Here is a 13,884-nt window from a genome sequence, read left to right on the forward strand (position 1 = left end):
GCATTTTCTTTGGAGACTTTCTTTTAGGGACGCAAAAGAAAGTCTGTCACCGCAGGTGAAATCTTGCCTCGGCACTTAGGCTAAATCAACGAATATTCAGCCGCAAAAAGTGCAGGTAAAACTTAGCGTGGAAAGGCCTGCAGCGTCATTTCAGCAATTTGCTGCAGTTGCTCTGCTGTGGCGCCATTATTGGCTTGAATCGCCATGCCTTGTAACACGGTTCCCATAAAGCGTGACAACACTTCTGCATCAACGTGTGCCGGAAGATCGCCTGCTAATTTTGCCTGAGCAAAGCGTTCATGCAGTTTTTGTTCACCAGCCAACCGGCGATTAATTAATGCTGCTTTAACGGCTGATGCCGCTTCGCTACAAGACAAGGCGCCTTGCACCACAAAACAGCCTTGGGGTTGTGTTTTGTCGGCCATATTATTCGCCGCACCATAAAGCATATGTTCGGCTACTTGATAGGCAGTGGGTTTTTCTAGTGCCGGTAAAAAAAACGAGCAAGGACGGCTTTCATAAAGCTCAATGGCTTTTAAAAAAAGCTGTTCTTTATTACCAAAAGCGGCATACAAGCTGGGTTTGTTAATTCCCATGGCTTCGGTGAGATCGGCTAATGAAGTGCCATCGTATCCTCTGCGCCAGAAGACCTCTAGAGCCTTCTCAAGCGCGGTATCTGTATCAAAGGCGCGGGGGCGGCCGACACTTTGTGGGCAACTTGTTACGGTCATGGCTCTGCTCCTGAAAATAGTGTTTATATAGTAAACAGCAAATCGCCCCATGTCCAGCAAGGGTTATATACCGCTAGGTATAAAACCTGACCCCCAGCTAACGCTTATAACGAATCGTTATAAAGGCAAACTTATTATATTTACCACTTGGTACAAAATAGATTGACAGTAAGAGATAAATCTATATATTTACCGACCGGTACAAAACAAGCGGATTTAATGCAAATTACGCAACAAAGTGGAGACGTGCGTCATGAGTAGTTTCAAACAGGTGAGAATTTTAATGTTAGCCAGCGTTGCAGCATTAGCGCTGTCCGCTTGTGGCAACCCGGAAGCCGCTGAGCAAGCAACTGCACCTACTGCTCCTGAAGTGAGTGTGGCACAGGTTGTCGCTGAGCGTATCACCGAATGGGACGAATTTACGGGCCGTTTGCAAGCTCCGCAAACCGTGAAGCTGGTGCCTCGTGTATCCGGTTATATTGAGCAGGTGCATTTCAGCGAGGGCGCTTTGGTGCGTCAAGGGGATTTACTGCTGCAAATCGATCCTCGCCCGTTTACCGCAGATGTGGCGCGTTTAAAAGCCGAATTACAAAATGCCGAAAGCGCGGCCAGCTTAGCTGAAAGTGAATTTCGGCGTGGCGAAAGGTTAAGCAAGCAGCAAGCTATTTCTACTGAAGCACTGGACAGCCGTTTAGCACGGCAACAACAAACAGCAGCCACTGTTGCTGCGGTGAAAGCCGCCTTACAGCGCGCAGAGTTAGATTTAAGTTATACCCGCGTAACGGCCCCTATTAGTGGCCGAGTGTCTTATGCGATGGTAACGGCCGGTAACTTTGTGACCGCTGGGCAAACTGAACTGACCAATGTGGTCTCGACTGACAAAATGTATGCCTATTTCGATGTAGACGAGCAAAGCTATTTAAAATACGCCCGCCTAAGCAACGAAGGAAAACGCGCCGATACGCGTGATGCAACGGGCAACCCCGTTTATATGGCGCTGGCTAACGATACAGATTATCAACATATCGGTCAGATCGATTTTGTGGATAACAGTGTTAATCAACACACTGGCACTATTCGTCTTCGCGCCAGTTTTGCTAATCAAGATAACCAGTTATTACCCGGTTTATTTGCCCGTTTAAAGCTCGTTGGCAGTAACAGCTATGACGGCGTGTTAATTGATGAAAAAGCCATTGGTACGGATTTGAATAATAAGTTTGTATTGGTGGTGAATGCCAATAATCAACTGGAATATCGCGCCGTGACTTTAGGGGAAAAAATCAATGATTTGCGCATTGTTAAAGCGGGCTTAGCCCCTAGCGATAAGATCGTGGTCAATGGTTTGCAGCGGGTACGGCCGAATATGCAAATTTCACCGAAAATGGTGGAGATGGCAAATGAAACGCAGTTAACGCAAATTCGTCAGGCACAGCAACTGCTTGAGCAAAGCCATGCCGCATTAACAGCACAAGCCGCACACAGCGCGACTCAAGGTTAAGGGCTCTTCGATGTTTTCTCAATTTTTTATCAAACGGCCGATCTTTGCTGCCGTTATTTCATTACTGTTTTTTATCAGTGGTGCCATTGCGGTTTGGCAACTGCCGGTAACGGAATATCCAGAAGTGGTGCCACCCACTGTGGTGGTCACCGCAAATTATCCGGGTGCCAACCCTAAAGTGATTGCTGAAACCGTTGCCTCGCCGTTAGAGCAGGAAATCAACGGTGTTGAAGATATGTTGTATATGTCATCGCAAGCCACCTCGGATGGCCGCATGACCTTAACCATTACCTTTGCCATTGGTACCAACGTCGATTTAGCGCAAAGTCAGGTGCAAGCGCGGGTTGATCGCGCTATGCCAAGGCTGCCGCAAGAAGTGCAGCGGCTGGGCATTGTCACAGAGAAATCGTCACCCGATCTGACCATGGTGGTGCATTTAACGTCACCAGACGATCGTTACGACATGCTGTATTTATCAAATTATGCTGCGCTAAATGTTAAAGATGAATTAGCGCGTATTGAAGGTGTTGGCGCGGTACGGGTATTTGGTGCGGGTGATTACAGTATGCGTATCTGGTTAGATCCGAGTAAGGTTGCGGCCTTAGGGTTATCGCCAAGCCAAATTGCCAGTGCCATTCGTGAGCAAAACCAACAAGCGGCAGCCGGTAGTTTGGGCGCACAACCGAGTGGCGATGCCGATTTTCAATTATTGATCAATGTAAAAGGCCGTTTAACCACCGAAGCTGAATTTGAAGATATCATTATTAAAGTGGGTGAACGCGGTGAGATCAGTCGCTTAAAAGATGTGGCGCGAGTTGAATTAGGTGCATCCACCTATGCGTTACGCTCTTTATTAGATAACAAAGATGCCGTCGCTTTACCGATCTTCCAAGCGTCGGGTTCAAACGCTATCCAAATTTCTAATGATGTGCGCAGCACCATGCAAACGTTAAGCAAGAGTTTTCCAGATGGCCTAACTTACGACATTGTGTACGATCCAACCGTGTTTGTGCGCGGCTCAATTGAGGCCGTTGTTAAAACCTTATTAGAAGCGGTTTTACTAGTAGTACTGGTCGTGGTGCTGTTTTTACAAACGTGGCGCGCATCTATTATTCCATTAGTTGCCGTGCCGGTGTCTTTAGTAGGTACTTTTGCCTTTATGCACTTAATGGGTTTCTCATTAAATGCCTTATCGTTATTTGGCTTGGTTTTAGCAATTGGTATCGTGGTTGATGATGCCATAGTGGTGGTCGAAAACGTTGAGCGTAATATCAGCGAAGGTTTATCACCGGTAGCGGCTACACAAAAAGCCATGAAAGAGGTCACGGGGCCTATCGTGGCCACCACCTTGGTATTAGCGGCCGTGTTTATTCCAACGGCGTTTATGTCGGGTTTAACTGGGCAATTTTATAAGCAATTCGCGCTAACGATTACTATTTCTACCTTTATTTCGGCGATTAACTCTTTAACGTTGAGCCCGGCATTGTCGGCCCTTTTGTTAAAAGGGCATGGCGAGAAAAAAGATGCGCTAACCCGTGGTATGGACAAACTGTTAGGCGGTTGGTTGTTTGCACCGTTTAACCGTTTCTTTGCGCGGTTGTCGAATGGCTATGGTTATTTGGTGCAAAAAATCATCCGTTTTGGTGCCATCGTGATGTTGCTGTATGTCGCGCTGGTCGGTTTAACCGGCTTGCAGTTTGCCACTACGCCAACCGGTTATGTGCCTGGGCAAGATAAGCAGTATTTAGTTGCTTTTGCGCAGCTACCGGATGCCGCTTCACTTGAGCGTACCGAAGCGGTGGTGAAAGAAATGTCACGGATCGCCTTAGCACAGCCAGGTGTGGCTAATTCGGTGGCCTTTCCAGGACTGAGCATCAATGGCTTTACCAATAGCCCGAACAGTGGTGTGGTCTTTACCCCGTTAGACAGCTTTGACGAGCGTCAAGATCCAGCGTTATCCGCTAATGCCATTGCGGCGGCGTTAAACCAAAAATTTGCCGGTATTGAAGATGCTTATATTGCTATTTTCCCACCACCGCCAGTACAAGGTTTAGGCACCATTGGCGGCTTTAGATTGCAAATTCAAGACCGTGCTAATTATGGTTATGAAGAGCTGTACAATGTGACCATGCAGGTAATGATGAAAGCGTGGCAGACACCTGAACTTGCCGGGGTCTTTTCAAGTTATCAGGTTAATGTGCCGCAGCTAGATTTAGATATTGATCGCACCAAAGCGAAACAACAGCAAGTTTCGTTGGACACGGTGTTTCAAACGTTGCAGGCGTATATGGGCTCGGTTTATGTCAATGACTTTAACCAGTTTGGTCGCACCTATCAGGTGAATATGCAAGCTGATCAAAAGTTTAGACAAACGCCAGAACAAATCAGCCAGTTAAAAGTACCGAATGTCCAGGGGGAGATGATCCCACTTGGTTCTTTTATCACAGTAACCGATACCGCCGGCCCTGATCGCGTGATGCACTACAACGGTTTTACCACGGCAGAGTTAAATGGTGGTGCGGCGCCCGGTTTTAGCAGTGGTGAAGCGCAAGCGGCTATTGAGAAAATCTTGGCAGAAACGCTACCCAATGGCATGACTTACGAGTGGACTGAACTGACCTACCAGCAAATCTTAGCCGGTAATGCGGGCATGTTTATCTACCCGTTAGTGATTTTGCTGGTGTTTATGGTGTTAGCGGCGCAGTACGAAAGCTTAAGCTTGCCGCTGGCGATAATCCTGATCATTCCAATGACCTTATTATCGGCATTAAGTGGTGTGCTGTTATACGGCGGTGATAACAATATCTTTACGCAAATCGGTTTAATTGTGTTGGTGGGCTTGGCAACGAAGAATGCCATTCTTATCGTCGAGTTTGCGAAAGAGTTGCAAGACCAAGGCATGACAGCTTTAGAGGCCATTTTAGAGGCCGGTCGCTTACGTTTAAGACCGATTTTAATGACGTCTATTGCCTTTATTATGGGCGTAGTACCGATGGTGTTCTCCAGTGGTGCCGGTGCAGAAATGCGCCAAGCGATGGGCGTAGCGGTATTTGCCGGCATGATTGGTGTCACTATTTTCGGCTTAATTTTAACCCCGTTGTTTTATTATTTACTGGCCAGTCGGCAACAGCAAAAACGTGCCGCGACGCCAGTGCAACAAAACTCGACTGTGGAGGCTTCTGATGCCTAACATGTTTAAGCTATCAACGATGGCAATACTGGTCGCTACGTTAAGTGCCTGCACGGTGGGGCCAGATTATCAGCAACCGACTCAGGTAGCCACCATTAACTTTGATAGCCCTTATCAACAAGCAGAGCAAGCTCAAAGCTGGTGGCTAGCGTTCGATGATGCCACGTTAAACCGCTTAATTAGCCGTGCTTTAGTGGAGAACCGCACCTTAGTGCAAGCTCGCGCTAACGTTGACCGCGCCTATGCGGTATTTCGTGACACGCAAAATAATAGCTTGCCCAAGGGGAGTTTAGCGAGCAGTTATCAAGCAACTGAAAATGGCACAGTGTCAAGCAGCGATAACGGTGTCATTACCCGTGGTTTTAGCAATGGCGCTAGCTTAAGTTGGGATATCGATTTATTTGGTAAGCTACGGCGGGCCACCGAAGCGGCAACCGCGGCGGCAGAGCAAGCCGATATCTTGTGGCATGATGCGCAAGTGCAGCTGATTAGCCAAGTTGCCACCAGCTATGGTGAATATCGCGGTGCTCAGCTGCGGTTATTAGTGGCAGAGCAAAATTTGCAGAATTTGCAACAAAGCCGAGACATCGTGCTGGCTCGGCTTGAAGCCGGTTTAGCGTCTGAATTAGAGTTAGCGCAAATTGAGGTGCAATATCATCAGGTGCAAGCCGCGGTGCCCGCCTTACGGGTAGCCTTGTTAACTGCCGATGCCACTTTATCAGCGTTATTAGCGCAACAACCCGGCAAACTTAACTTAGGCTCTGTACCGAAACTGCCTGAGTTGGCCGAGCCTGTCGCCGTGGTCGCCGGTGAAAATTATCTGCGTTATCGCGCCGATGTTGCCAGCGCTGAGCGCGAGTTAGCGGCACGAACTGCCGATATTGGTGTGGCTACCGCCGATTTGTATCCGAATGTGTCGATATCGGGCTTTTTAGGCTTTTTATCTGGCCCGGGTTTTTCGTTGGGCAGCGATAATCAAAGCTGGGCGATAGCGCCCACACTAAGCTGGCAAGCTGCCGATTTAGGCTCGGTGAAAGCGCGGATCCGTGTGGCTGAAGCCAATGCCACTATGGCCTTAGCCCAGTTTGAGCAGCAGGTGTTCAATGCCATTGCCGATATGCAACTGAGCTTGCAAAGCTACAATTTGAGCCGTGAGCAGCAACTGAGCACTGAGCGGCAATGGCAAGCTAGCAATAAAGCGCTGCGTATAGCACGTGAACGTTACAATGCCGGTAGCGGCGAGTTTTTAGCGTTATTAGATGCCGAGCGCGAGCAGCTGTTCGCGCGCGATCAGTTAGCGCAACTGCAGCAACAAAGTTTTGGTCGCTTAGTGGCTATTTACCGCAGTTTTGGTGGTGCGATCCAGCTGCAGTAAAAACCGTTTGCCGTGCTTAAAGATAAAAAGCTGGAGTAATCCAGCTTTTTGCTTTGATAAAACCGTCAAAATACCTAAATGGTGGTAATTCCTGTTTAAAGTCACTTGCTGAGTGCCCAACTAATCGCCAAAATAGCCGCCTACTGCAATGAGGTCACTATGGTTAATTTAGCTTTGCTGGGTGCGTTTATTCCGACGTTTTTGTTTGTGTCGGTAACACCGGGCATGTGTATGACGCTGGCAATGACGCTGGGTATGAGCCAAGGCGTGCGCCGCACCTTTTGGATGATGTGGGGCGAAATGCTTGGCGTCGGCTTAGTTGCCGTATTGGCAGTTTTGGGTGTCGCAGCCTTGATGCTGCAGTTTCCGGCGTTATTTCAGTGGTTCAAAATTGTTGGCGCTGTTTATCTTAGCTATGTGGGTATCCAAATGTGGCGGGCTAAAGGCAAGTTAGCTTTACCCAGTGCTGGCGCCGTACCGCAATTGTTATCGCGCCGCGCCTTGTTTAGTCAGGGCTTTATCACCGCAGTGTCCAATCCGAAAGGCTGGGCTTTTCATATGGCGTTATTACCGCCGTTTATCGACAGTTCGCTATCGTTTTGGCCACAACTGGCTATTTTGATCAGTATTATTTTGTTGCTAGAGTTTTTATCTATGCTGCTGTATGCCAGTGGCGGTAAAGCCTTGGCATTGTTTTTAACACGGTCTAATCGGGTGCAATATCTCAATCGCATCGGCGCCAGCCTGATGTTTGGCGTGGCGCTGTGGATGCTAGTCGATTAACGCTTAATCGGGCTTAGGCGGTGCTTTGGCACTGCCAATACCCCCGCTTAACACCAGTTGTAGTGCTTCTGCGGGTTTCATATCAATTGTGCGGGTACAGCTGCGCGGTACAATAATGGTATAACCGCCCACGTTGTAAGCCATCGGTAAAAAGACGGCTAATTGCTCTTCTTGCATTAAGCTCGACATGCGGTCATCGGCTTGGCCGCCTTGTTTGGTGACAATACCAATCATCTCAATCTCGGATGAGGGCAGCTTAACCAGTACCACCGAGCCATCTTTAAAGTTTTTACCCGACATCACATCAATAATATCTTGCAGCATGCCGTAAATTTGTTTGGTGCCGGGCAATTTCATCAGCGTTTTGCCGGGTAATTGCCACAGCCAATTCAGGCTGCGCCAACGTGAGCTAAACCCCACTGCAACACAGACTAATAGGAAGCCGACAATCGCTAAACCCGGAAAATACCATTCACCCGGCAGAACCATTTTAAACAACGGTGCCAAACTGCTTTCGATGGTATGCAGCAGCCAGCGTAAGATCTCGATGGTAATCACTAAGGGTAAAATGATCACCAAGCCTTTCAATAGGCTTTTCACAAAGCTGTTCATGTTAATCCCTTTATGGTTTAGCACTATTTAAAGCATGAATTGCAAAACTACCTAACCAATGACCACCTTCGTAACTATCACCGATTAGGTTCGGGTAGGAATGTGCAACATGCTGATCGGCAATGGCTTGTAAATGGGCATAGCGTGGGTATTGTTTGGCCAGCACCGATAAATTCCAAGCGCGACTGAAGTTTAAACCATCTAAATGCACCAGTTTACCATCGCTGCGATCGCTAACTTGGCCAACGGCCAGTTTATAGTTCTTATTGGCTAATTGCGGCATAAAGCGGTTTACCCAGCGTAAAAACTGACCGGCAGGTAAAATGCGCTGCATAAGGCCAATTTCTTCTAAGCAGGGCGATAAAAAGTCGTAACCACTGGGCTCCCAGGTGATGGGGCAGTTGGCATCGTCTAAATAATAGCTTTTGGCACGCTCACTGATCAGCTGTTGTAACGCGGTATGCTGCAGGGTAAGCGCATAATCGTAAGCAAAGCTTAAACCAAAGGCGGTATTAGTATGTTCACCCACTCGCACTGGATAAACCAAGCGCGGTAAGAAGTTTTCGTAGCGGCTCACAATCACATCGGCCAGTGGTTGTAAATTTTTAGCCAATTGTTGGCCAAGCGGATCGGGCCAACTGTGCAGCTCTGCGGAGAGCTTTAACAACCAGGCCCAGCCATAAGTGCGTTCAAACGACGCATTGATATCTTTGCTAAAGAACGCGACTTCTTGTGCCACTTTTTCAGCGGTGATATGACGTTTTAAAATGGTTTTAACGTCTTCAGCTTGCGCCAGCTCAGGAAACTGTTTCAGTAAGGTAACCATTGACCAATAGCCATGCACCGCACTGTGCCAATCAAAGCAGCCATAAAATATCGGGTGCACTACCGACGGTTCTTGTAAATCCGCGGCACTGCCCAATACGGTGCCCGTTTTGTATGGATAAGGTGTTTCGACACAATGCAGCGGTAATGTCACCAGCTTGTTAGCTTCGGCTAGAGTCAAGCTATGGTGAGTTGCGGCGGTATTATTCGCCTGACTGGTAAAACTGAGTGTGGCGACAAAAACCATGCTGAGCAGGGTGCTTAACTTCATAATGAAACCTTGTTGTCTGCAGATAAGATCAGGTAATGCATCTAAGACTAAAGCATATTGGTGAGGTTGTTAATGTAAATTCGCCGCCTTTCGTCATTTCGCGGTTTTAAATGGGCGAAAGCACGTTGCCGATAAATTAACTTATTGCGCTATAACTGGCAGCCTACCTTTACAGCTCTGCGATCTCTTTAGCCTGCGCCGGTGTGTGCGCTGCGGCAGAAACTCAACTCTGATGTTGGCTTATGTTAAACTGGCGTCAATTTGGCTTTGCCTGCATGTTCGCGCAGAGCCTGTCGTTCTCTTCGATTTTCAGGAGCCTTTGTGACTGCTTTATCTAGCTTATATCCACAACCCTTATGGCAATGGTTTGCGCAAATTTGTGCTATTCCTCATCCTTCAAAACATGAACAAGCACTTAGCCGGCATATTCAAGCCTGGGCGCGAGATAAAGGCTTAGCCGTGCATGAAGATCAGGTTGGCAACTTAATTATTAAAAAACCCGCTACTGCAGGCATGGAAAACCGTAAAGCCGTGGTTATTCAAGCGCACCTTGATATGGTGCCACAGAAAAATGCCGATAAAGTGCATGATTTTACAAAAGATCCTATTGATGCTTACGTTGATGGTGAATGGGTCACGGCACGTGGCACCACGCTGGGCTCAGACAACGGTATCGGTATGGCATCTGCGTTAGCCATCTTAGGCAGTGATGACATTAAACACGGCCCATTAGAAGTGTTACTAACGGTAGATGAAGAAGCGGGCATGACGGGCGCTTTTGCTTTGCAACCCGGTGTGTTAGAAGCGGAAATTTTAATTAATACCGACTCAGAGCAAGAAGGTGAAATTTACATGGGCTGCGCCGGTGGTGTAGACGCCGAATTTAGTGTGCCGATGCAGTGGCAGCCGATCCCCGCAGGACATCAAGCATGTCGGTTGAGTTTAACCGGTTTAAAGGGCGGCCACTCGGGCGTGAATATTCACTTAGGTCGCGGTAATGCCGCCAAACTATTAGCGCGCTTTTTAGTGATGTCGGCCGCTGAATTAGGTTTGCGGATCAGTGAAATAGTCGGCGGCTCTTTACGAAATGCCATTCCGCGTGAAGCCGGTGTTACGGTGACCTTGCCTGCGGCGAATCAAGCCTTGTTAGCTGAAAAAGTCGCGGCTTTTGAAGCGTTATTACAGCAAGAGTTAGCGGCTATTGAGCCAGCGATCCGCTTTGCTATGGCGGAAACCATTTTACCCTCACAAGTCATGGCGCCACAGTGTGAACAAACGCTATTAAACTTATTACATGCTTGTCCGAATGGCGTGATGCGGATGAGTGATGACGTGGCGGGTGTGGTTGAAACCTCGTTAAACTTAGGTGTGATCACCACCGGTGGCGACAGTGTACAGGTGGTGTGTTTAATTCGCTCACTGATCGATTCGGGCCGTGAGCATGTTGAGTCGGTATTGACCAGTTTGGCGGCATTAGCCGGTGTCTCGATCAAATTTAACGGTGCTTATCCAGGTTGGAAGCCGGATCCTGATTCACCGGTAATGGCTATCGTTAAAGCCACTTACGAAGACATCTACAATAAAGAGCCAGTGATAATGGTGATCCATGCGGGTTTAGAATGTGGTTTATTTAAAAAGCCTTATCCTGAGATGGATATGGTATCGATTGGCCCAACCATTCGTTATCCGCATGGCCCTGACGAAATGGTGAATATCGAAACGGTCGGCCAGTATTGGCAATTGCTGTTAGCAGTACTAGAGCGTATCCCGGAAAAGACCGCAGCTTAAGTCACTAAGCAAGCCGCAGTGAGCCATTACTGCGGCTTTTTCTTGGGCTAGCGCACTATTTGCAGCTGCCAATCCAAATCAAATTGTCAGTCGCCACCCCGATCCGTTCGGCTTCTTTTAAGAAGGGCGCACATTCTGCCGCCGTTAATTGCGGTTGGCGTGCCAGTAGCCAAGCGTAATCCGTATTAGGGCCTATTACCAAGGCAATTTGATAATCGGCATCTAACATAGCGATATTATAGCCGCCATAAAAAGGCCCAAAAAACGACACTTTTAAGCGGCCAACATTAGCGGCTTCCACAAAGTAAGCTTTGCCATTGGCGGTGTTCCAGCGTTGTTTTTTAGCATCGTAGCCACGGTTAATAACACTCACACCACCATCGTCACGCCGTTGATATTCTGCGGTAACTTGGGTTAAGCCTCGCTCAAAAGAATGATCTAACCGGGCAATTTCATGCCAGGTACCAAGATAGCGCTCTAGCTCAAAAGGTTGCACCGGCGTTACGCCATCGGGCACGGCGGTGCAACCGGTTAGCAAAAATAGGCAGATCCAGAAAAAACGCATAACCACTCCTGTTTAAATATTTTGCAGATGATTAATCGACTCGGGGATTCTATACGTTTAACAAGCTTAACAGTGTCAAAAAGCAGATGATATGGATAAAAATATTCTTGGCGGTGCGCTAGAAGCGTGTTGCTACTCACCAATGACCGGCTATTTTCGTGATGGTTTTTGCAAAACAACCGCACAAGATAGCGGCAGTCATGTGCTGTGTGGTCAAATCAGCAGGGAGTTTTTAGATTTTACCTTAAGTCAGGGCAATGATTTGACTACGCCCCGGCCCGAGTGGCATTTTCCTGGCTTACAACCGGGCGATTTTTGGTGTCTTTGTGCCATGCGTTGGTTAGAAGCCGAGCAGGCCGGCGTTGCGCCCTTATTAAAGCTATCGGCTTGTCATAGCAAAGCGCTGCAGTTTGCCGAATTAGCGCTGTATCAGCAGTATGCGCTTAAGGAGTAACGATGCAGACCTTATCTGAAGAAGATGTCTCTCGTATTGTCGAAATGGCTTGGGAAGATCGTACGCCGTTTGAGGCGATCGAAGGGCTGTATGGCTTAAATGAAAGTGCTGTCATTAAATTAATGCGCAAAACACTCAAAGCCGGAAGTTTTCGGCTATGGCGAGCGCGAGTAACGGGCCGTAAAACGAAACATTTACAGTTACGTGATCCCGCCGTTAGTCGGGCGTATTGTCCAACACAATATAAGCGTTAGGGTTGTTTCCTGTAGTCTGAACGTCTAGGCTGGTTAATCGCGATACAAGGAGACCGATGCGATGCTGACTAACGTAGATGCGAGTTTATTGAAAACCTGTTCCTTTATTAATGGCCAATGGCAAGCCGGCCCTGATAGTTTTGCCGTAACAAACCCTGCAACACAACAGGTGCTGCTGGACGTGCATGGCGCTAATGCCGACATGGCAGAGGTTGCGGTAGTCGCCGCGGCGGCGGCCCAAGCCGCCTGGGCTGCCCAACCGGCTCAACAGCGAGCCTCAGTATTATTGCGCTGGCAGCAGTTGTTGTTGCAGCATAAAGCTGATTTAGCCCTGCTTCTGACTTTAGAACAAGGCAAACCGCTAACTGAAGCGGCGGCGGAAATCGAATATGGTGCTTCTTACCTGCAATGGTTTGCCGAAGAAGCGAAACGACTTTACGGCGACCTCATTCCTGCACCGGCCTCAGATAAACGCATTTTAGTACAGCGGCAGCCCGTGGGCGTTGTAACCGCGATCACCCCTTGGAATTTCCCCAATGCCATGATGATGCGCAAAGCCGCTGCCGCCTTAGCGGCCGGCTGTAGTTTTGTGGTCAAGGTAGCCCAGCAAACCCCCTTGTCTGCCTTAGCATGTGCCGAATTAGCGCAACAAGCCGGTGTACCATCTGGTATCTTCAATGTGTTGGTTGGCACTGATGCCCAGGGCATGGGTGAGGTGCTTACGCAACATCCCAAGGTGAATAAATTCAGCTTTACCGGTTCAACTGCCGTTGGTAAAAAACTGCTACAACAGTGCGCGACTGGAGTAAAACGGGTGAGCATGGAGCTTGGTGGCAATGCGCCTTTTATTGTGTTTGCCAAAGCCGACATAGAGCAAGCGGTAACAGGCCTGCTGGCGGCGAAGTTTCGTAATGCCGGCCAAACCTGTGTGTGCGCCAATCGTATTTTAGTTGAAGAAAGCGTGTTACCAGACTTTTTAGCGATGCTATTACCCAAAGTGAAGGCACTAAAAATGGCTGCTGGTGAGCAAGAGGGCGCGCAAATTGGCCCCTTAATTGATGAAAAAGCCATCCAAAAAGTAGAGCAGTTGATTGAAAAAGCCTTGGCAGCAGGGGCTGTTTTGCATTGTGGCGGTCAGCGCCAAGCCGCAGATAGTTTATTTTACCCTGCCACAGTATTAACCGATGTGCGTGCTGATATGGAAATAGCACAACAAGAGATCTTTGGCCCGGTCGTGGCCATCAGTAGTTTTAACAGCGAGGCGCAAGCGATACAACTTGCCAATGCTACTGAATATGGCTTGGCGGGTTATTTTTACAGCCAAGATTTAGCGCAAGTGTTTCGTGTGGCCGATGCCTTACAATTTGGCATGCTGGGTATTAACGAAGGTATTATCTCTAATGCTGCGGCACCTTTTGGCGGCATCAAGCAGTCAGGATATGGGCGTGAAGGATCAAAATACGGGCTAGATGATTATACCGATTTAAAATATTTGTACCTTGGTGGGCTTTAAACGGGGGATGGACAAATCGTTGCTC

Annotated in this window: 12 protein-coding genes; 8 read left to right on the forward strand and 4 right to left on the reverse strand. The window is 48.3% G+C overall.

The genetic code is table 11. The features are described from left to right. Positions 1-122 precede the first annotated feature (122 nt). Positions 123-731 (reverse strand): TetR/AcrR family transcriptional regulator, encoded by a 609-nt coding sequence (locus tag JAO78_RS12455; protein ID WP_226751691.1) that lies wholly within the window; start codon positions 729-731, stop codon positions 123-125. A 283-nt stretch (positions 732-1,014) separates the two neighbouring features. Here JAO78_RS12455 and JAO78_RS12460 point away from each other — a divergent pair, with 283 nt between their 5' ends. The 4 genes from JAO78_RS12460 to JAO78_RS12475 all read left to right on the forward strand — a co-directional run bounded on the left by JAO78_RS12460 (position 1,015) and on the right by JAO78_RS12475 (position 7,577). After that, on the forward strand, positions 1,015-2,229 hold the full coding sequence (locus JAO78_RS12460; RefSeq protein WP_439647513.1) for an efflux RND transporter periplasmic adaptor subunit: 1,215 nt from the start codon (positions 1,015-1,017) through the stop codon (positions 2,227-2,229). Between the two features lie 10 nt (positions 2,230-2,239). After that, a complete protein-coding gene (locus JAO78_RS12465) occupies positions 2,240-5,419 on the forward strand; it encodes an efflux RND transporter permease subunit (protein WP_226751693.1) in 3,180 nt (1,059 codons plus the stop codon). Further along, positions 5,412-6,794 (forward strand): efflux transporter outer membrane subunit, encoded by a 1,383-nt coding sequence (locus JAO78_RS12470; RefSeq protein WP_226751694.1) that lies wholly within the window; start codon positions 5,412-5,414, stop codon positions 6,792-6,794. The genes JAO78_RS12465 and JAO78_RS12470 overlap by 8 nt, the downstream gene beginning before the upstream one ends. A gap of 159 nt (positions 6,795-6,953) precedes the next feature. Further along, positions 6,954-7,577 (forward strand): LysE family translocator, encoded by a 624-nt coding sequence (locus tag JAO78_RS12475; RefSeq protein ID WP_226751695.1) that lies wholly within the window; start codon positions 6,954-6,956, stop codon positions 7,575-7,577. A gap of 3 nt (positions 7,578-7,580) precedes the next feature. On the opposite strand, the gene JAO78_RS12480 is transcribed toward JAO78_RS12475, so the two are convergent. Both JAO78_RS12480 and JAO78_RS12485 read right to left on the reverse strand, forming a co-directional pair. Beyond that, positions 7,581-8,189 (reverse strand): DUF502 domain-containing protein, encoded by a 609-nt coding sequence (locus JAO78_RS12480; RefSeq protein WP_226751696.1) that lies wholly within the window; start codon positions 8,187-8,189, stop codon positions 7,581-7,583. Positions 8,190-8,199: 10 nt separating this feature from the next. Then, positions 8,200-9,285, reverse strand: a complete 1,086-nt coding sequence (locus tag JAO78_RS12485; protein ID WP_226751697.1) for a DUF2891 domain-containing protein — start codon at positions 9,283-9,285, stop codon at positions 8,200-8,202. A 321-nt stretch (positions 9,286-9,606) separates the two neighbouring features. Between JAO78_RS12485 and JAO78_RS12490 the strand changes: the two genes are divergently transcribed. Continuing rightward, positions 9,607-11,073 carry an aminoacyl-histidine dipeptidase gene (locus JAO78_RS12490; protein WP_226751698.1) on the forward strand — a complete coding sequence of 489 codons (1,467 nt, stop codon included), beginning with the start codon at positions 9,607-9,609 and terminating at the stop codon, positions 11,071-11,073. A gap of 55 nt (positions 11,074-11,128) precedes the next feature. Here the strand turns inward: JAO78_RS12490 and JAO78_RS12495 are convergent, their stop codons facing one another. After that, positions 11,129-11,638, reverse strand: coding sequence for a lipocalin family protein (locus JAO78_RS12495; RefSeq protein WP_226751699.1), 510 nt, complete (start codon positions 11,636-11,638; stop codon positions 11,129-11,131). A 91-nt stretch (positions 11,639-11,729) separates the two neighbouring features. On the opposite strand from JAO78_RS12495, the gene JAO78_RS12500 reads away from it, so the two are divergent. From JAO78_RS12500 to JAO78_RS12510, 3 genes are all read left to right on the forward strand, one after another. After that, complete coding sequence (locus JAO78_RS12500) at positions 11,730-12,092, forward strand: DUF2237 family protein (RefSeq protein ID WP_226751700.1); 363 nt, start codon at positions 11,730-11,732, stop codon at positions 12,090-12,092. 2 nt (positions 12,093-12,094) lie between these two features. Continuing rightward, on the forward strand, positions 12,095-12,346 hold the full coding sequence (locus JAO78_RS12505) for a TIGR03643 family protein (RefSeq protein WP_226751701.1): 252 nt from the start codon (positions 12,095-12,097) through the stop codon (positions 12,344-12,346). Positions 12,347-12,407: 61 nt separating this feature from the next. Next, positions 12,408-13,859, forward strand: a complete 1,452-nt coding sequence (locus JAO78_RS12510; RefSeq protein WP_226751702.1) for an NAD-dependent succinate-semialdehyde dehydrogenase — start codon at positions 12,408-12,410, stop codon at positions 13,857-13,859. The last annotated feature ends 25 nt before the right edge of the window (positions 13,860-13,884 follow it).

Origin of the sequence: Alishewanella maricola (genome assembly GCF_016343785.1) — a bacterium.
Lineage (GTDB): Bacteria > Pseudomonadota > Gammaproteobacteria > Enterobacterales > Alteromonadaceae > Alishewanella > Alishewanella maricola.